This is a genomic window from Arthrobacter sp. Soil_C_60 (genome assembly GCF_057656375.1).
The window spans coordinates 24,409-43,116 of the sequence record NZ_JBDGKM010000019.1; the positions used below are offsets into that span (position 1 = coordinate 24,409).

General features: G+C 63.1%; 12 protein-coding genes. 6 read left to right on the top strand and 6 right to left on the bottom strand.

The genetic code is table 11. From position 1 onward, the window contains the following. Positions 1 to 1,215, bottom strand: coding sequence for an NRAMP family divalent metal transporter (locus AC3A4M_RS22400; protein ID WP_498738769.1), 1,215 nt, complete (start codon positions 1,213 to 1,215; stop codon positions 1 to 3). A gap of 173 nt (positions 1,216 to 1,388) precedes the next feature. Here AC3A4M_RS22400 and AC3A4M_RS22405 point away from each other — a divergent pair, with 173 nt between their 5' ends. From AC3A4M_RS22405 to AC3A4M_RS22420, 4 genes are read left to right on the top strand one after another with little or no spacing between them, the layout of a single operon-like run. Further along, positions 1,389 to 2,147 (top strand): LamB/YcsF family protein, encoded by a 759-nt coding sequence (locus tag AC3A4M_RS22405; protein ID WP_498738771.1) that lies wholly within the window; start codon positions 1,389 to 1,391, stop codon positions 2,145 to 2,147. Then, entirely contained in the window at positions 2,144 to 3,802 is a 1,659-nt protein-coding gene (locus AC3A4M_RS22410; RefSeq protein WP_498738773.1) for a 5-oxoprolinase subunit B/C family protein, read from the top strand. The genes AC3A4M_RS22405 and AC3A4M_RS22410 overlap by 4 nt, the downstream gene beginning before the upstream one ends. Continuing rightward, positions 3,799 to 5,535: an acetyl/propionyl/methylcrotonyl-CoA carboxylase subunit alpha gene (locus AC3A4M_RS22415; protein WP_498738774.1), complete on the top strand. Its 1,737-nt coding sequence runs from the start codon at positions 3,799 to 3,801 to the stop codon at positions 5,533 to 5,535. The genes AC3A4M_RS22410 and AC3A4M_RS22415 overlap by 4 nt, the downstream gene beginning before the upstream one ends. A 57-nt stretch (positions 5,536 to 5,592) precedes the next feature. Further along, positions 5,593 to 6,267, top strand: a complete 675-nt coding sequence (locus AC3A4M_RS22420) for a GntR family transcriptional regulator (protein WP_498738776.1) — start codon at positions 5,593 to 5,595, stop codon at positions 6,265 to 6,267. A 25-nt stretch (positions 6,268 to 6,292) separates the two neighbouring features. Here AC3A4M_RS22420 and AC3A4M_RS22425 read toward each other — a convergent pair whose 3' ends face one another. Further along, positions 6,293 to 7,411 carry an acyltransferase gene (locus tag AC3A4M_RS22425; protein WP_498738778.1) on the bottom strand — a complete coding sequence of 373 codons (1,119 nt, stop codon included), beginning with the start codon at positions 7,409 to 7,411 and terminating at the stop codon, positions 6,293 to 6,295. 453 nt (positions 7,412 to 7,864) lie between these two features. Next, complete coding sequence (locus tag AC3A4M_RS22430) at positions 7,865 to 9,262, bottom strand: NAD(P)-binding protein (RefSeq protein ID WP_498738779.1); 1,398 nt, start codon at positions 9,260 to 9,262, stop codon at positions 7,865 to 7,867. Positions 9,263 to 9,895: 633 nt separating this feature from the next. On the opposite strand from AC3A4M_RS22430, the gene AC3A4M_RS22435 reads away from it, so the two are divergent. Then, on the top strand, positions 9,896 to 11,191 hold the full coding sequence (locus AC3A4M_RS22435) for an MFS transporter (protein WP_498738781.1): 1,296 nt from the start codon (positions 9,896 to 9,898) through the stop codon (positions 11,189 to 11,191). A 2,026-nt stretch (positions 11,192 to 13,217) separates the two neighbouring features. Here the strand turns inward: AC3A4M_RS22435 and AC3A4M_RS22440 are convergent. The 3 genes from AC3A4M_RS22440 to AC3A4M_RS22450 form a co-directional block, all read right to left on the bottom strand. Further along, positions 13,218 to 13,721: a flavin reductase family protein gene (locus tag AC3A4M_RS22440; RefSeq protein ID WP_498738783.1), complete on the bottom strand. Its 504-nt coding sequence runs from the start codon at positions 13,719 to 13,721 to the stop codon at positions 13,218 to 13,220. A gap of 529 nt (positions 13,722 to 14,250) precedes the next feature. After that, entirely contained in the window at positions 14,251 to 15,705 is a 1,455-nt protein-coding gene (locus AC3A4M_RS22445) for an APC family permease (RefSeq protein ID WP_498738785.1), read from the bottom strand. 716 nt (positions 15,706 to 16,421) lie between these two features. Continuing rightward, positions 16,422 to 17,351 carry a LysR substrate-binding domain-containing protein gene (locus AC3A4M_RS22450; protein ID WP_498738787.1) on the bottom strand — a complete coding sequence of 310 codons (930 nt, stop codon included), beginning with the start codon at positions 17,349 to 17,351 and terminating at the stop codon, positions 16,422 to 16,424. Positions 17,352 to 17,458: 107 nt separating this feature from the next. Between AC3A4M_RS22450 and AC3A4M_RS22455 the strand changes: the two genes are divergently transcribed. Then, the gene (locus AC3A4M_RS22455) at positions 17,459 to 18,703 is read left to right on the top strand and encodes a CaiB/BaiF CoA transferase family protein (protein ID WP_498738788.1); all 1,245 of its coding nucleotides are present in this window, start codon (positions 17,459 to 17,461) and stop codon (positions 18,701 to 18,703) included. The last annotated feature ends 5 nt before the right edge of the window (positions 18,704 to 18,708 follow it).

Genomic DNA, 18,708 nt, shown 5'->3' on the forward strand with positions numbered 1-18,708 from the left:
CTAGCCCATGATTTCTACGAGGCCGGCCAGGGAATTCCAACCCAGGAACAGGGTCAGCAGCCAGGCCGTCACGCCCACGATCAGCAGCCACTTTGGATACGCGTAGCCATGCATCAGGTCCCGCCGGCGCCAGGCTACCCAGAGCAGAACGCCGAAACCGACCGGCAGAATCAGGCCATTGAACGCTCCGGCAAAGATGAGCAGCTGCTGCGGTGCCTGGCCCAGGAACATGTAGACCACGGCGCAAAATGCGATAAAGGCGACTGTGATGAGATTGCGCTTGCGGTCCGACGTTCCCGTGTGCGTCACGAAGGAAACGGAGGTGTAGGCGGCGCCGATCACGGAGGTCAAGGCGGCGGCCCAGAGCACGATGCCGAACATGCGCATGCCGATTTCGCCGGCAGCCGCGCCGAAAGCCTCGGCCGCCATGTTGTTGCTGGTCAGGGTCACCCCGCCGGCCACTACGCCGAGGATTGCCAGGAAGAGCAGTACGCGCATCACGCCAGTGACCAGGATTCCCAGGACCGAGCTGCGCGTAATTTCCCTGACATGCTCCACGCCAGTGGCGCCGGAGTCCAACATACGGTGGGCGCCGGCGTAGGTGATGTAGCCGCCCACTGTGCCGCCGATGAGGGTGGTGATGATCAGGAAGTCGACCTTTTCCGGCAGGAACGTATTCTTCAGCGCCTCGCCCAGCGGAGGTGCCGCGACGATGGCCACGTACAGCATCAGCAGGATCATCACTGCGCCGAGCAGCACCACAATCCGGTCCAGAGCGTAGCCCGCCCATTTGGAGAGGAAGATCAGGATCGCGATAGCGGCGGAGATGGCGCCGCCGATCTTCGGGTCCAGGCCCATCATGGCGTTGACTCCCAGGCCGGTGCCCGCGATGTTGCCGATGTTGAAGACCAGGCCGCCAAGGAACACCAGGCCGGCGAGGAACCAGCCGACCCCGGGAAGCACCTTGTTGCCAAGTTCCTGGGCGCGCATGCCGGAAATGCCGACCACGCGCCACACGTTCAGCTGGACGGCTATGTCCACGAGGATGGAGAGCAGGATGGCGAACGCGAACGCCGCCCCCAGCTGCACCGTGAAGACAGTGGTCTGGGTAATGAAGCCCGGGCCGATGGCGCTGGTGGCCATCAGGAACATGGCCCCCAGCAGCGCGGTGCGCTGGAGATTCGGCCGCACCTTGACCGGTTTCGTTTTTTCCATTGTCTTTCCCATCTGGATTGGTGACCACTGTCACACGAACGATGGGAAAGACACTACAGGTTGTTCAACAATCCACGCAAGAGATTGTTCAACAAACTTTCAGAGAATTGTTGAACAATCTTGATATGTAGGGCATTCTTGATTGGAAGAACCAACGAGACGGGTGTCACATCATGGCTTTTATTGACTTGAACAGCGACGTCGGGGAATCCTTCGGCAACTGGCAGATGGGCGACGACGCCGCCATCTTCCGATCCGTATCCAGCGCCAATGTCGCGTGCGGCTTCCACGCCGGTGACCCGAGCACCATCGCCCAGACCTGCCGGGATGCGGTGGCCGCCGGAGTCACCATCGGTGCCCACGTTGGCTACCGCGATCTGGCCGGTTTCGGCCGACGGTTTCTGGACTGCACCCCGGCCGAACTGGCCGACGATGTGCTCTACCAGCTGGGCGCTTTGCAGGCACTGGCGCGCGCGGCCGGCGCCGAAATCCTCTACGTGAAGCCCCACGGCGCGCTGTACAACACCATCGTGCACCACGAGGGGCACGCCCAGGCCGTGGTCGACGCGGTCCGGGCCTTCGGGACCGACCTGCCGTTGCTGCTGCTGCCGGGCTCGCTGGCGCTGGCCAAGGCCGAGGCCGCAGGGCTTCGCGGTGTCGCCGAGGCCTTCGCGGACCGCGCCTACAACCCTGACGGCACGCTGGTCTCCCGCCGCGAGGCCGGCGCCGTGCTGCACGATCCGGAGGTCGTCGTCGCGAACATGGTCCGGCTGGCTCAGGACGGCGAGATCGTCGCCGTCGACGGCTCCGTTGTTAAGGTGCAGGCCGAGAGTATTTGCGTGCACGGAGACACCCCCGGCTCCGTGGCCATGGCAGCAGCCGTGCGCACCGGCCTGGAAGCCGCGGGCGTCGGCGTCCGGAGCTTCGTGTGAGCGTCACCGGGCTCCGTTTCGCCGGCACGCGCGCCTTGCTCGTTGAGCTCTCGAGTCTCGACTCCGTGCTGGCGCTGCATGCGCACCTGCTCGGCTCGCCGCTGCCCGGCCAGGTCGATGTGCTTGCCGCTGCGAACACCGTACTGATCAAATGCGACACCCGCGCCCATGCACTCAAGGCACGCGCCGCCGTCGAACGTTTGGAACTTGGTGCGGCCCCCGCAGCGTCGGGGGAGATTGTGGAAATCCCGGTAAATTACGACGGCGAGGACCTCGCCGAGGTCGCGCGGCTCACCGGTCTCAGCTCCGACGGCGTGGTCAACGCGCACCGCGGGCAGCTCTGGACCGCGGCCTTTGGCGGCTTCGCCCCGGGCTTCGCTTACCTCGTGGGTGAAAACCACGTGCTTGACGTGCCGCGCCGGGACACTCCGCGCACCGCCGTGCCCGCCGGTGCCGTGGCGCTCGCCGGCGGCTATTCGGCGGTGTACCCGCGCAAGTCTCCCGGCGGCTGGCAGCTGATCGGGCACACCAGCACGGTGATGTGGGATCTTGACCGGACGAATCCCGCGCTGATCCGTCCGCAGGACCGCGTCCGGTTTGTGCCCGCCCGCGAATCCATTACTGCGGCATCCGAATCCGCCGCGCTGCCCAGCAATGAGCCTCAATCCGCACAGCAATCCGGCACCGCCGGTTCAGCCCTCGAAGTAGTTTCCCCGGGCCTGCGGTCGCTGTTGCAGGACCTTGGTCGACCCGGCCTGGGCGACCTCGGCGTGAGCGCGTCCGGTGCCGTGGACCAATCGGCCGCTCGCCAGGCAAACCGGCTGGTGGGCAATGGCAGCGGGGATGCGGTGATCGAGAACCTTTTCGGCTCGCTGGTAGTGCGCGCCCGCGGCGACCAGGTACTGGCCGTCACCGGCGCCCGCGTGGAACTGACCGTCAGTCCCTCCGGCCGCCGGCCTGCCCAGGACGCGCCCTTCGCGCTGCTCGACGGCGAAACGCTGGCCCTCGGCCCTGCCACCACTGGCTTGCAGGCGTATGTCGCCGTGCGTGGCGGCATCGAGGTGGAGCCGGTGCTCGGTAGCCGATCCACGGACACCATGTCCGGCCTGGGACCCGCGCCGCTGGCGGCAGGTTCGGTGCTGCCGGTCGGCATAACCACCAACCGGCACGTCGTCGGTACCCCGGAGCCCTCCGCGCTGCGCATTGCCGCCGGCGAAGCAGCCACGCTGCGCATCACGGCCGGACCCCGCGACGATTGGTTCGGTCCGGCAGGGCTTGAGCAGCTCACGGGCCAGCAGTGGCTGGCCAGCTCCGCCTCGGACCGGATTGGTCTGCGCCTGGAATTGCCCGACGGCGCGAAAGGCGCCGCCACCCCCGCACCCCTGGTACGGATCCGCGAGGGCGAGCTCAAGAGCGAAGGCGTTGTCGCCGGCTCCCTGCAGGTTCCGCCCTCCGGGTTGCCGGTACTCTTCCTCGCCGATCACCCGGTGACGGGCGGATATCCGGTGATTGCCGCCGTCGTACCTGAGGACCTGCCGGTGGCGGCGCAGCTGCCGCCCGGAACCACCATCCGCTTTGTCCTGGTCGACCCGGACACCCTGCAGCCGATCGGCACCCCCGGCGCCACGACTTCCGAGGAAGGACCCCGTCCATGAAAAAGGTTTTGATTGCCAATCGCGGCGAGATCGCCGTCCGGATTGCCCGCGCCTGCACCGATGCCGGGCTGGCGTCCGTGGCGGTGTATTCGGACCCGGATGCAGACGCGCTGCATGTGCGCCGGGCCGACGAGGCGTACTCGCTCGGCGGCCGCACCGGGGCCGAGACCTATCTGAACATCCCGAAGCTCATCGACGTGGCCCGCCGCTCCGGCGCGGACGCGGTGCACCCCGGCTACGGTTTCCTCTCCGAAAATGCCGAGTTCGCCCAGGCCGTCGGCGATGCGGGCCTGGCCTGGATCGGCCCCACCCCGGAGTCCATCCGCGTGCTTGGCAATAAGGTCACCGCCCGCGAGATTGCCGTCCGCGCCGGCGCCCCGCTGGTACCGGGCAGCGACGGGCCGGTGGCCAGTGCGGCGGAAGTGCTGGACTTCGCGGAGCAATACGGCTTGCCGGTAGCCATCAAGGCTGCCTTCGGCGGCGGCGGCCGCGGGCTGAAGATTGCCCGCCGGATGGAGGACATCGAGGACGCGTTCGAGTCCGCCGTCCGCGAGGCCACCGTCGCCTTCGGGCGCGGCGAATGCTTCGTGGAACGGTTCCTGGACCGGCCCCGCCACGTCGAGGCGCAGGTGCTCGCCGACACGCACGGGAATGTCGTGGTGGTGGGCACGCGCGACTGCTCGCTGCAGCGGCGCAACCAGAAACTGGTGGAGGAGGCGCCCGCTCCGTTCCTGACCGATGACCAGCGCCGGCAGATTCACGAGTCGGCCAAAGCGATCTGCCGCGAGGCCGGGTATCACGGCGCCGGCACGGTCGAGTATCTGGTCGGCCAGGACGGCATCGTGTCCTTCCTCGAGGTCAACACCCGCCTCCAGGTGGAGCATCCGGTCACCGAGGAGACCACCGGCGTCGACCTGGTGCGCGAGCAGTTCCGCATCGCCGCGGGCGAGCCGCTGAGCCTCACCGAGGACCCGCAGCCCACCGGCCACGCCTTCGAATTCCGGCTCAACGCCGAGGATCCCGCCCGCGGCTTCCTGCCGGGGCCCGGCACGATCACCGCGTTCGAGCCGCCCACGGGATCCGGTGTGCGGGTGGACTCGGGCGTGCGTTCAGGATCGACCATTCCCGGTGACTATGACTCGCTGATGGCCAAGCTGATTGTGCGCGGCGCGGACCGTGCCCAGGCCCTCCGGCGGGCCAAGGTGGCGCTGGACGAAATGGTGATTTCCGGCGTGCCCACGGTGCTGCCCTTCCACCGCGCGGTGGTCCGCGACGGCGACTTCACCAACAACGAGAAGTTCGGCGTCTACACCACCTGGATCGAAACGGAGTTCGCGGCGGTGCTGGCGGCCTCACCCGAAATCGCGGCGGCGGAGCCGGGCGGCGAGCGTGAAGAGCTGACCATCGACGTCGACGGCAAGGCCATGCGCATCGGCCTGCCCGCGCAACTGCTGCACTCGCTGCTGCACGGCGGCGGCTCCGCCGTTCAGGTGCAACAGGACAACGACGACGCCGTGGGCGCCGAGGTGCTCGTCGCCCCGATGGGCGGCAACCTGGTCAAGTGGTTGGCCGACGACGGCGCCGAACTGGCCACCGGGGATCCGGTCGCCGTGATCGAGGCCATGAAAATGGAAACCACTATCTTCGCCCACCGGGACGGAACCCTGACGCGGGGCGGCCCGCAGCCGGGCACTCCCATCGCGCAAGGCGAGGAGCTGGCCCGCATTGGCTAGGTCCCGCACGGCCGGACCGGGTACGTGCGCTCGCAGATAGGTCGGTAGATTGGTGGCATGTCGTTGAACGCATCGCTAGCGGAAGAGTCAGCACGAGACCGGGCCGCCCACGCCCACACCGGGGCATGGCTGGCCGGGCTGCTGCGCGAGAGGATCGCCGAGGGGCACCTGCTGCCCGGTTCCAAGCTGTCCGAACAGGCGCTGGCCGATGCTTTCGGAGTCTCCCGCAATACGCTTCGCGAGGCCTTCACGGTCCTGGCCGGTGAGCAGATCGTCACCCGCATCCCCAACCGTGGCGTCCTGGTTGCCTCCCCGGGAGCTGAGGGCGTACGCGAGATCTATCGCGTGCGCCGGATGCTGGAGCCTGCCGCCGTGCTCTGGGGACCTGAACTCGACGTCGCCGCCGTGAAGGCGATCGTTGCCGATGCCCGGGCGGCGCTTTCTCGGGGATCGGTGCCCGAGATGGCCGATGCCAACCAGCGCTTCCACGCGGAACTGGTCCGCGGAACCGGCAGCACGGACCTGCAGGAGTTGATGACCCGGGTGCTGGCCAGAATGCGCCTGGTCTTCCACTCGATGCGCCATGCCCCCGACTTCCACAGCCACTACGTGGAACTGAACGCCGGACTGGTGGACCTCCTGGCCGAAGGCCGCCGAGAGGAAGCCGCCGAGGCGCTTCGCGGCTACCTCGATCAGGCGGAGGCAGAACTGCTGGAGCACCTCGAAGCCTGAGGCTCAGAGAAGCCTGCGCAGCTGTTTAGAAAACCCTTCGCAGCCAGGGGATCCTCAGCGCTGTGTAGGAGAGGATGAAGGCGCCGAGGGTGGCCACCGTGAACTTGAAGGTCATGGTGGCCAGCGTCGGCTGCACGTCTTCGCCCAGGACCTTGAACGTGAGCCAGGTCAGGATCAGGTAGTGACCAAGGAAGACGCCGAACGCCGCGTTCGACAGCGCCAGAATAAACCGCGCCAGCCGTGGCACGGGCCGCCAGTCCTTGAGCAGGTGGAACACGGATGTGAAGATGCACAGCGCCGCCAGCGTCACGCCGAGCCCGATATAACTGGACGGAGTGATGACGTTCAGCACCGGCGTCGAGTCTTGGTTGATCCAGTGCCAGATGTTGAAGACCGAGAGTACGACGGCGGCGCCTCCTAGCGTTGCCGCCGTGCGTCTGCTGATGCTCACCTGGGCGAGCACCCAGCCGGCCATGAAGTAGCCCAGGTAGGGGAACCACTGGGTCAGCATGTTCCAGGGGTACTGCCACCCGAGTCCGGCCTGGATGCTGGCGGCCTGGGCCATGAAGAGGAGCAGAATCAAGGCCAGGACAACCGCCGTCGTTATTCCGGCTTTGTGAAGGCTGACGCTGTGGAGGTAGCGGGCCAGGGGAGGGGCCGCGAGGTAGAGGCCGAGGATGAGCCAGAGGAAATACAGGTGCGGGTAGACCGAGGTGTTGAAGATGTCGGCGACGGTTTCGGCCGGATTCAGTTCCCGTCCGAGGATCAGCCAGTTGCCCATGAAGATGTAGATCAGGTGCCAGAAGATCAGTGGCGGCACGAGCCGGAGGGCGCGTTTGCGGTAGAAGTCGCCGGCGCCGGTGGTGTGGGCGCGCGGGGCGAGGGTGAGTGTGCCGGAGATGATCACGAAAACCGGGACCACCCAGATGAAGGCGATGTCGATGACCGCCGCCGGGATCCAGTCGCGCTGGTTGCGGGCGCTGTCGTCGCCGGCCAGTTCGCCGAAGGAATGGATGGCGACGACGCCGGCAATGCTGACGATACGGAGCAGATCCAGTGCGTAATTGCGCGCCCTGGCAGGCGTCGCTGCCGGGGTCGGTTCGGTGGATTCCGGCTGGTCGACAGGCTGGACAGGTTCGGCCATGGACCCCAATCTACCAAGGCCGGTTGGAGCGCTGGACAGTGAGATACTGCATGGCGCTTCCAGTGCAGCCTATTGCTGTAGCGATACACATCCAAGGCTCGGTGTCGCAGCTCGGTCCCTGCGCATGACTTGCTCGTCCGTCTCAAAAAAGCTCCTTAGTCGAAGACGAGGGGAGTGTCGTAAATCCGAGGCTCCTTCTGCTCCGGATCGGCAAGTGGGTCGCTGACTGCGAATGTGAGAGCCCATTATCGCTGGTAAGGTGCCGGAACTGTTAGCTTGGCAGGGTAGTGTGGTGCCGTATCGAACGTGGCATCGGTCCGCCGCCAATCGCTATGAGAACGAGAACCTCCAGGGTTAGGTATTGGGTGTGGAGAGCCACTACTCTGCCTGGAGGTTCCAATCGTGGCATTGTCAGTTTAGGGATCGAACTTAAGCACGGGTCCGCAGCGGGCCTCAGATAGCGGCGAGTTCCGGGGAGTCTAGGTTACGCATTGCCTGCTCGCGCCAGTGCTCAAGGCGAGTGATCTCAGCGCGTATCTCGGGCCGGTTCGTTCGTTCGTTGAGACCTCGGGCCGGGTTTAGCCGTGTGGTGCTTGACCAAGCAGCGATGTCAGATTGTGCTTCGCGTCGAGCGGCGCTATGGAAGTTATCCCGGGTGAACGTGAGAAGGTCATCGACGTGACCGGTGTAAACCACGGGCAGCGACAAGTAATTCTTCTCGTCGTCGTCCTCACGGATCGCTTCCACTACAGCCAGGGTCGCCGCACTCCAGCAGGCGTATCCGGGGGTGACGTACTGCAAAGCCATTCGGCCTGGTTCAAAAACAGGCTTCGGCTCGATCGTTCTTAGCCCTGTTGCGGTGCAATCAACGTAGATTTCGTCACGCGAGCGGGTTTCCTGGCCCCCGTCGAAATCTATGCCTCGGCCGTTTATACGCTGGACGCGGCCGGTGCGGGATACGCGCTCGATGGAGGCCAGCCGGTTGAGCTCCGACTTGCTGATGGTTGCGCCGCGGAATTGCGTTGGCTCAATATTGTTGTCAAGCCTTAGGAAGAGCCCGGCATCTTCCAACCGATATGCCAGATCGCGGCCGTTCAACGCTTCCGCTGCTGCCTGGGCCCAAGTGGCCTGGTATTCAACACGGGATTGCACGAGATCGAGCGGTTGAGTCCACGAGCGATCAACGTACCAGCCGTCACGGGAGCGGATCCAGGAGATTGAGTTCGCGTCGACGCCGTGCTCAAGCAGCCAGGTGCACACGTCCATTGCCGTCTTGCCTGCGCCGATGACGGTGAATCCGGCGGGCACACTACTTAAGTTGACTAGCTCATTCGGCGATACTAGGTTGACGCTCGGTTCGACTTCGAAAGCCGGTTTCCGCCGCGAGGGGATCTCTGGTTCGATGTAGGTGGCGTCGACGAGTCGTCGGCGCACCCGGACGGTGGTTTCCTCTCCGGTGAGCAGTGAGACGAGCCGGTACTCTCCCGGGCGGTCCTCACGGAACTCGGTCATCCCGAGAAATCGAACCCGGCCCGAGGGGAGCAACACTCTGTTCATCACCTGAGAAAAATAGTCGCAAATCTCAGATGCCGACGAGAGCTCATACATCCCCGCATTATGCCCTGACTCGTCGATACGGTCCTTGCCGAGATCGGTCGACGAGACCCCGTAGCATGCTGCGGCCTGATGGAGTCGGACGAACGGGTAAGCGTCGTGCCAGTGGCCGCCGGGCAGATGTCGACGGTCGACCATGACGACATCGGCGTCGGAGTGTTGAATTAGGCTATCGACGAAGGCCATGCCCGAGGCGCCAGCCCCGATGACCAGATAGTCGGTCTCGATAAGGGACATAAGATGATCCTCCACTAGAGCTGCAATCTCCTGCTGTATCCGTATAAATATCGGATTCTACTATAAATCGGAGTGTACTTCGATAGGTTAGCAGGAGATCTCCTCCACTTCCATGGAACCTTCCAAGCCTTCCTCTAGATTTAACTCTTGAAGAGGCTGCGGATGGGCTGACGGGCCGGGTCGGCAGGTTGAATCCGCGGCGCTATGCGCGTAATCAGTGACTGCTGTCTATCCTTTCGGAGCGCCAGTTGCGGATACGAAATTTTTCATTTGTTGGACCGCCAGGCCAGCTTCGTTCCTCTGGGTGCGCGCCCCCGAACGATACACTCTTGTGCGCCAAGTCACTTGCGTGATCTAATTGATAGTGCACTTATATCGAAGTTTACTTTCAGATATCTGGTGCAGGAGTTACCGCGACCGCACGGCCTGTGCGTGTTCTTTGCGGTTGGCAGGGTTTGCGGCCCACGGCTCTAGTGACCTCTGTCTATCCAGATCCGTAAACAGTTGCGATGACGCTTCACGTTTTCGCCAGAGCTTTGGGATAAAACAATGACTTATTTGCATACAGGTGGGCCTACTGCCCTGTCCATGAAGGACCGTCTCCGATCCTTGCGGGGCGCTTCCGCTGGAAACATGCTCGAGTGGTTCGATTGGACCCTTTACGCGATCTTTACCCCTTACCTCGCGGCTAACTTCTTCGACAACAGCAACCCTGCGTCCGCACTCCTGGCCACGATGGGCGTCTTCGCCGGCGGTTTCATCGCGCGCCCGATCGGCGGTTTCTTTTTCGGCAGGCTCGGGGACAGGGTGGGGCGCCGGCTTACCCTGCTGGTCACCATGCTGACCCTTTCATTCACGACGCTGGCCATCGCCTTGGTCCCTACCTACGCCCAAATCGGAGTATGGGCCTCAGTTGTCCTTTTGGCGTTGCGAATGCTGCAAGGCCTGGCCCACGGCGGCGAAGCCGGGGTTTCCTATACCTATATCGCGGAGATCGCCCCGAAAGAACGCCGCGGTCTGTGGACTAGCGCCGTTTACGTGAGTGTATTGATCGGCGTCATGGGTGCTACGGCAACAGCCGCCGTACTGAGCAACCTTCTCGGCAGCGAAGTCATGAATGACTGGGGATGGCGGATCGGCTTCGGGCTCGGGAGTCTTCTGGCTATTTATGTGCTCGTTCTCAGGCGATTTGTCAAGGAAACCGACGTGTTTACGGAACAGAAGGGCGGGCAGGCCCAGAAGACTAAGCTTTCCGCAGCTGATCGCGGCAAATTGGTCAAGGCGGGACTCCTTATTTTCCTTCTCTCCTCCTGCAACAACGTGGTTTACTACACGTGGGTGACCTTCGCCCCGGTGAATGCGATCAGCCAAAAGGGGATGGACCCGGGCGGCGCCTACATCGCCAGCCTGCTTGCCCAGCTTATGGTGCTGTTCTTCATCGTCCTGTTCGGCCATCTGTCGGATAAGGTGGGACGCCGTCCCATGGTCATGGCCCTCGGCATTGCGGTGATCCTGCTGATCGTACCGATCCAGATCATCCTGACCGACCAGCCTTGGACCCTCTTCGTCGCACAAGGAATTGGCCTTCTGGCGTGGTCCCTCGCCGCCGGGCTTTACCCGGCGCTAATGGCAGAATTGGCACCTACCTTTGCCCGGGCCCGGGTCGTTGGTGTAATGACATCCCTGGCGGCAGGCGTCTTCGGAGGTACCGCCCCCTACCTCTACACCTGGCTGACCGGCATTGGCTGGGGATCCGCCTTCTACGGCTATATGGCTTTGCTGGCCGTTGTAATGATCACGGTCGGTTTCAAAATGAAGGAAACCCGCGGCATGGACCTAAATGAAGACCTCCATGAATCATCGCAGGCCTCGGAATCAGAGCAGCGAAAAACTTCAGATCCAGACCTAAGCAGGGTAGGCCAGGGCTGAACTGACGCGGCCGGGGTGTGTGGAAAACCAGCTGCTTCATGACGAGCGCGCCCGGTTGGGTGGAACCGAACTGGGCGAAACCGGCGCAACTGCCTGCAGTCATCCCCACCTCGGAGCAGAATTAGTGGCCACCAGCATGTGTGGTGAATAAAGCTCCAAAAAGCACGATGAATCGAGGACCAAAATGTCCAACAGAGGAACGCCGGTCTGGGCCATCCAACGGATTAGCACAGTACTGGCCAAAGAAAGTGAACTCGGCCGTCGGCCAACGAGCGCGGTTCTTGCACGAAGGACTGGCTTAAGCAAGCGTCTTGTTCGACGATGTCTCGCTGTTTCATTCAGCCTTCCAGCCCCTTCGCCAGCCGGTCCGTGTTCTGTAATCCCGTCCCGGGACTAAGTGTGGCATGGCGTGTAGGCGTCGGATGTATGTTCGGTAGCAAATGGTTTCTAAACAAGTTCGTTGATCACCGTCATGGGGTGGGTCTTCGTTCTGGTGATGACTTAGAAATCGGTAAGCTTCGCGCCGAGGCTGGGGCAGACCGCCCAAACCGACGATTGCTCGCGCTGCTTATCCGAGGACGTCGTGCCTGCCCGGGCCTTACTCGACAGCACGGGCTCCAGGACCGCATGGGCGGCAGTAGCGCCCCTGGGGGACGCCTGGTGGTCAGTTAGCGGGACGCGGTGTTGACCGCCCTGCAAGATGACGCTGCTAGCCACGTACACAGTAGGCGTCCAGCGCGCCCTAAACCTAACTCCACTTGTCATCCCTAAATGTCCTTTATGCGGCGCCGTCATTCCCTTGACGGCGCCGCTGTTAAATAAAGGATGACGCGTGACCAATATGTCCTTCACGGGCTTCACACCGTTGGCTTGCGGAGTCACCGTGTCGGATGAAGCAGTGAAGGCGCGTTTGTGGCGAGGATGTGCAACATTGACGAGGCCTGCACAGCCGAAAACGCGTATCGTGCACTGATCCATCGACCCTAAGGTTCTTGAGAGAACGCCGCCAGGATCAGCAGCACTACCACGCATCCTGCACCCCACTTAGAATTCGGGGGCCCCGACCATCCAGGCAAATGCCGGGGAGGCCGTAAACACTGGTCATGGAAGCTTTCGGAGTGCAACTACCGTCACCGGCGGATGAGTGATCTATGGGGCCGGCTACTTCTACCAGCCTGCGATCCTGGAGACTTTTGCTGCTAACGCCCCATTTCGCATGAGCATTTTCGGGCCCGTCGCTGCAATGATGACGTTCTTCGTAGTGCGTCGCCTCAAATCCGCTGCAATCTTTAATGCTGCCGACCCTCCGGTTGCGTCGGACTGTAAGAAGAACGGTGCGTGATGGTCCGGCCTGATCCGGAAGGAGACCGGCGTGTGAGAGTTCAAGACCGAGATGACATGTCAGAGGCGGTGGACGGTCCCGTGCGAGAGATCATCGGTCGGAAGGAGCTCGCCGAGCAAGTTGCTCACGCAGGCCAAGGAACAGGGCCTGATGGAACCCGGCGGTCTGCTGAACCAGCTCACGAAGAACGCGCTCGAGAATGGCTGGAGGCGGAACTGACCGAGCACCTCGGCCACGAGCATTGCGAGACTCCGATCGCGCCCAACATACGCAATGGCGCCCGTCCACGACCGCGTGTTTCCGTGACCAGGCCGGTGGAGATCGAGGTGTCCTGGGACCGTGAGGGATCCTACGATGTAGAAAACCGGCAGTGAGCTGCAGAACGAATGGGATTTAGCCGATTAATGCGCGCTAGCGGCGGGTCGCTGTGCTTGGCTCGCAGAGGTAATGACGTGCCTGCGACACGAGTTCAAGCCGGGAGCCGATCGGACCTGAGCGTATCCGGTCATTCCAGCATGCTGCGCCGCCAACAGAATGTTGAACGAATGCAAGCAGTCATTTAGCGGCAATTCTCATGCTGACTGGGGCAGGGGGTTCAGGGTAATGATTGCGGTTTCCGGCTGCTGCAGCCGCCGTTGAGCTACGGTTTGTGTGGTGTTGCGGTCAGTTGGTTTTCCTGGTTGGTTAGGGGAGGCGTGTGCTGTTGAGGGCTTTGAATTTTGATTCGTGGAAGATGATCGGGTTTTCGTGCTGTCTGATATGGGCGTCGTGTACTTCCAGGAGTGCGACGGCGTGGTCGCCGGCGGGGTATTCGGCGTAGAGGGAGCAGTCCAGCCAGAGTGAGTAGCCGGGGATGCGGATGGCTCCTTGGTCGGTGGCTGTGTAAAAGATTTCATCAAATTTGTCTGGGTTTTTTGAGGCAAGTTGGCGGCAGGTCAGATCTTGGCCGATTCCGAGAATGGAGACGCCGATTCTCTGGGCCTGGCGCAGGATGGGCCAGGTGGTGGAGCTGTTCTGCACGGCGAAGGAAACCAGGGGTGGTTCCAGGGAGACGCCGACTGTGAAGGAGGATGCGGCGAGGCCTTTGGGGACGCCGTTGACCATCGCGCTGATGGCGGCCACTCCTGATGGAAAGCTGGAGAAGGCCTTGCGTATGTCCACGGACTCGGAGATGTTGACGACCGTCATGACTTTCCTTTCGCCGGCGATTCGGATCGCCTTGAGTTGAAAGTGAACTTTGTTCGGAGTGCGCTTTCATTAAAGCACCGGGTAGGGGTTTCCGCAAGGATGCAGGGGCATCCGGAGAGTATGTCCGGCGAGCGATATCCAGGCGGGGGCCGGTTCTGCCGCGTAATCGATGAGTCAGGTGTTTTCTCTTGGGGCACGGATTTGCGCTTACTCCAGATATGCAGCCGCATTGTGGCATGAGCGTGACCTGGAGCAACAGCGTTCCCAGATACGGACTGATTCGGCCATCGGCATCTGGGGCGAAGTAAATGGGCGGGACATGTCGCTGTTGAGTCTGACCGCAGCCTTCGAGGCCACCGGGGGACGGGTGCGCACCTCCGCTTCTCGTGCCACCTCTATAACGTCCTGCCCCGCCGTGCAGCATCGGTGGGCGCCTCGACACGATCCACAACGTGCAGGTGCCCGCATCCACTGGATGCGGGCACCTGCTGTCGGTCGAGCACGAGCCCTCGGGAACGTTGTCAGGCGATCACCCGACGTGAAGGGGCTCCCGGGTCGTGGAGCGCGCCTCACGGATCCGATACAAGACCGCGCCGATCGCGAAGACCGCGGGCATCGCCCCGATCATGATCGCATTCGGCACGAAGTCGGTGTACCCGCTGATGTAGCTGAAGTTGCTCACCATCAGGTACAGCGCGCCGGCCAGGCCGATGAATCCCAAAAGCGGGGCGACGATGACACGCGCTGTGCTGTGTCCTCGACGGTCTCGGCGGAAGAACATCACCACGGCGATCGAGCAGAGGGCCTGGGCCGCCACGACGCCGATTACGCCCGATGCGTAGAGCCAGGTGCCGAGCTCGAGAAAAGGGTCGAGATCCGCGATCATGGCGATGACGACGACCACGAACGTGATTAGGCTCAGGATCACGCTCGCGTAGTGCGGCGACGACATCCGGGGGTGGGTCGTGGCCAGCATCCGGGGTAGCATGCCCCTACGACCCAGAGAGAACATGTACCGCGTGCAGGCGTTGTGGAAGGCGATGACCGTCGCCAGAAAGCTCGTCACGATGAGGAGCCGCAGGGCGGTGACCAGCGCCCCGCCCACGAAGGTGTCCGCCTGCGCGAACACCATGTCGAGGAAGCCATCCCCCTGCGCCGCCGCAAGCGCCCCCTCGGTACCGTAGCCGTAGATGACGACCCAGAAGCTGAGGGCGTAGAACAGCGCGAGGAAACAGACCGCGATGTAGGTCGCCCGAGGGACGGTACGCTCGGGCTTCTTTGCCTCCTCGGAGTAGATGGCCGTTCCTTCCACGCCGATGTAGGCACCGAATGCGAGAAGGAACAGCGTGCCCGAACCGGTTGCGAAGAACACGTTGTCTGGGGACAGGGGCGCGGCGCTAGGCGCCTCGGGGCCACCCTGCACCAACACGGCTACGATGAGCACGACGACGACGCCGACCTCGAGGGCCACCAGGACCATGAGCACCTTGGCGCCAACGTCCACCTGGCAGTAGCCGACGACCCCCACGATCGCAGCCAAGATCAACGAGCACACCTGCCACGGAACGTCGACACCGAAGACGGCGTCCAACGACCCTTGCGCGAAAACCCCGATGTAGCCCACAAAGCCGATGACGCATACCGCGTAGGCGGCCATCGTCATCATCGCAGCCCCGGCGCCGGCAGTTCCGCCCAGCCCACGTGTCACGTAAGCATAGAACGCGCCCGCCTCGGTGACGTGCTTGGACATCGCCGTGAACCCGCAGGCGAACAGGAGCAGGACGACGCCTGTCGCCAGCATGGCGCCCGGCGCTCCGAGCCCACCGACGCGCAACGACAACGGTCCGGTGCTGAGGACGATGGTCAACGGGGAGGCTGCGGCAATCACGAAGAAGACGATCTGCGCCGTCCCCAGCTTGCCTCCCGCCAGACGACCCACTTCACCACCGGGGGGATCAACCACCGCATATTGCTGTTTAGACATCACTCAACCTCCGGAAATCAAAATTAGAGTTGTCGGACTCCCGATTGTGGGAGACCATACTTGCTCAGAGTTCTGCGAGTACCTCGGCAGCCGAGCGCGCGGACGGCAAATAATTGAGGAATATGACGTTCAAATCTGAATGTCCAGCCCAGTGAAGCTCATGGCAACTGCACCCTTACAGTCACCACCGTCCCTGCCTTCGTCAGCCCCGCACGCTCCGCTACAACCAGCAAAGGTAAGCGTTGCGGCTGCCGTGGGCGCTACTACAATGAAGTCCACTTCGTTAGAAGTGCGCTCCAATTACAGCATGGAGTGAGGTGCGACACAAGCCTTGAGGGCTCGAGAGTGTCTGTTGCTCGGGAATCTGCAGGATTTCAAAACAGATATTTCCGGGATTGCACTCTAATTCGCGCTCTGTGCTGGCCCGCCTTCTTGCGGCGTCGGGAAGCCGGCAGGGGGCACCGTTCTAACGCGGCCCCTCGATCCGACGACGTGGGCAGCGCTGGAAAACTGCCTGGAGAACCGCTGCAGCCTGCCGCGACAAACCCGCACATAATCGTCACCAAAGCAACCAAGACCCGACATGCCACTGCCTCAGTGCCCAGAGACCCTGAAATGATCTGCTCAAATGCTTGACTGTCGCTGGTCTACGTAGCTGCGGTCTATGTAACAGCTTTGACACGCAAAGCCGGTCATCGTCGAGCGTATCGTTCTACTTAGGACGCCGATGGCATTGGGGTGCCGTCTGGATCTGGTTGTCCAAGCCAGACCCGTTCCGCCAGCGAGAGGACCGGGGGGAGTGCCGGGTTCTCCGAGGTGCCCCGCCATGCCATCCGTAGATAGATCGGCAGCGTCTCATCGAGTACCCGCAGAAAGTGCACATGCGGATCCGTCACGTTCTCCGCCACGGAGGAAACCGTCAAGGAGCATCCGACCTCGGCTCCAACCAGCGCCATTGCTGTCCACGAGTCAGGTGCCCTCTGCACGATGTCGGGATCGAACCCTGCCAGCAGGCTCAACCGGCGCAGCCGGTCACCCAGGACAGACCCCTCGTGAGGTGGCAGGGCCACGAAAGGCTCGCCAGCAAGCTCCGCCAGATGCACTACGTCTTTCGCAGCGAGCCGGTGGGATGCCGGAACAGCCATGACGAGGTGTTCCTCGACAATGATGCGGGATTGGACACCGGCGGGCACGAAATCCCAGCGCCCGAGGCTAATATCTACCTCGCCACGGAGGACCCGCGCGAGGGCCGGAAGCGCGAAGTCCTGGCTGTTGAGGCGGAACTCAATTCCCGGGTAAGCCCTCCGGACCTCCCGGGCGAGCACGCCCACAAGTACGTGGGTCGAGGCACCGGCATAGGCTAGCCTGACGATTCCCGCTTCCCCGCGTCCGGCGGCCAGCGCAGTGCTTCTTGCTTCCTGCGCTGCTGCGAGGATTTCCCTTGCCGACGGCACCAGTGCCGCGCCAGCCGCCGTCAACCGTACGCTGCGTGTGCTGCGGATGAAAAGGTCGGTGCCGAGGTCGCGTTCCAGTTGCCGCACAATCCGGCTGACCGGCGGCTGGGCCAGGTGAAGCCGCTCGGCGGCCCGCCCGAAATGCAGTTCCTCCGCCACGGCGAGGAACACCTGCAGTTGTTGCATCTCCATATCCGCATTCTTTCATGAATCGAAATAGTAAGACCACCAATAAGTATTGGACGCACGGTAATGGGCAGTGGGATGGTGGGAAGGAATTCGCACATGGAAGAGGACTCATGACACTCCAGAGCAACGCCGTCCCCGCCGCCATGGGGACTTCCGGTGACCCGCAACCGGGCCAGGCACGTCAGGACGCTTTCGGCCGCATCGCAAGCGGGCCGCTGGCCGGAATCGTCGTCGCCGACTTCGGCCGGGTTCTGGCCGGGCCGTACTGCACCATGCTGCTGGCGGATATGGGGGCAACCGTCATTAAGGTGGAGAGCCCGTCGGGTGATGAAACGCGTGCATGGAAACCCCCGGTCTTCGAAGGCCAGTCCACGTACTACCTCTCGATCAACCGGAACAAGAGGTCGATCGCGCTGGACTTCGGCGACCCCGAGGATCTGGAGACCGCTCGCGGAATCGCCGAGAGCGCCGACGTCGTTATTGAGAATTTCAAGCCTGGCGGCCTGGACCGCTTCGGCTTGGATTACGCTTCCATCGCCGAACGCAATCCCGCTGTCGGATATGCCTCCATTACCGGATTCGGCACGGCTGGAGGAGCCGAACTGCCCGGATATGACCTGCTGGTCCAAGCGATGTCCGGGCTAATGAGCCTCACCGGAGGTTCGGATACGCCCGGCTACCGCTCCGGCGTCGCGGTCTTCGACGTCATCACCGGTCTCCATGCCGCCATCGGCGTCCTCTCCGCGCTGCATGAGCGCGGCCAGAGTGGCCGGGGCCAGCGCATAGAAGTGAACCTCATGACCTCGGCGCTGTCAGGAATGGTCAACCAGACCGCTGGATTCCTGCTCAGCGGGAACGTGCCCACCCGCATGGGCAACGAGCATCCCAGCATCTACCCTTACGAGCCACTCCCCACGGCAGAGGGCGAGATCGTCCTGGCCATCGGAAACGACCGGCAGTTCCGAACTCTCTGCGACGTGCTTGGCGCGCCTGAAGTGGCCACCGACCCCAGGTTTGCGACGCCCCCGGACCGCAGCCTCAACCGTTCGGCGCTGCGCCCCATTCTTCAGGACCTGCTGGGCACGCGCACAGCTTCCGAGTGGTTCGGCATCTTCACCGAGGCACGGTTGCCGTGTGCCCCGATCAACGATGTCCGCGGCGGCATGGAATTCGCGCAACGTCTCGGACTGGAACCGATCGTGGAAGTGGGTGCCGGCCAAGAGGCCCTGCCCGGGGTCCGCAACCCGATCACATTCTCGGCGACGCCGGCCAGCTACGACCTGGTGCCGCCCGGCATCGACGCCGACCGGGACGACATCCTTCAATGGGTGCACTCCGCGGCGCGACGAACCTAGCCAAC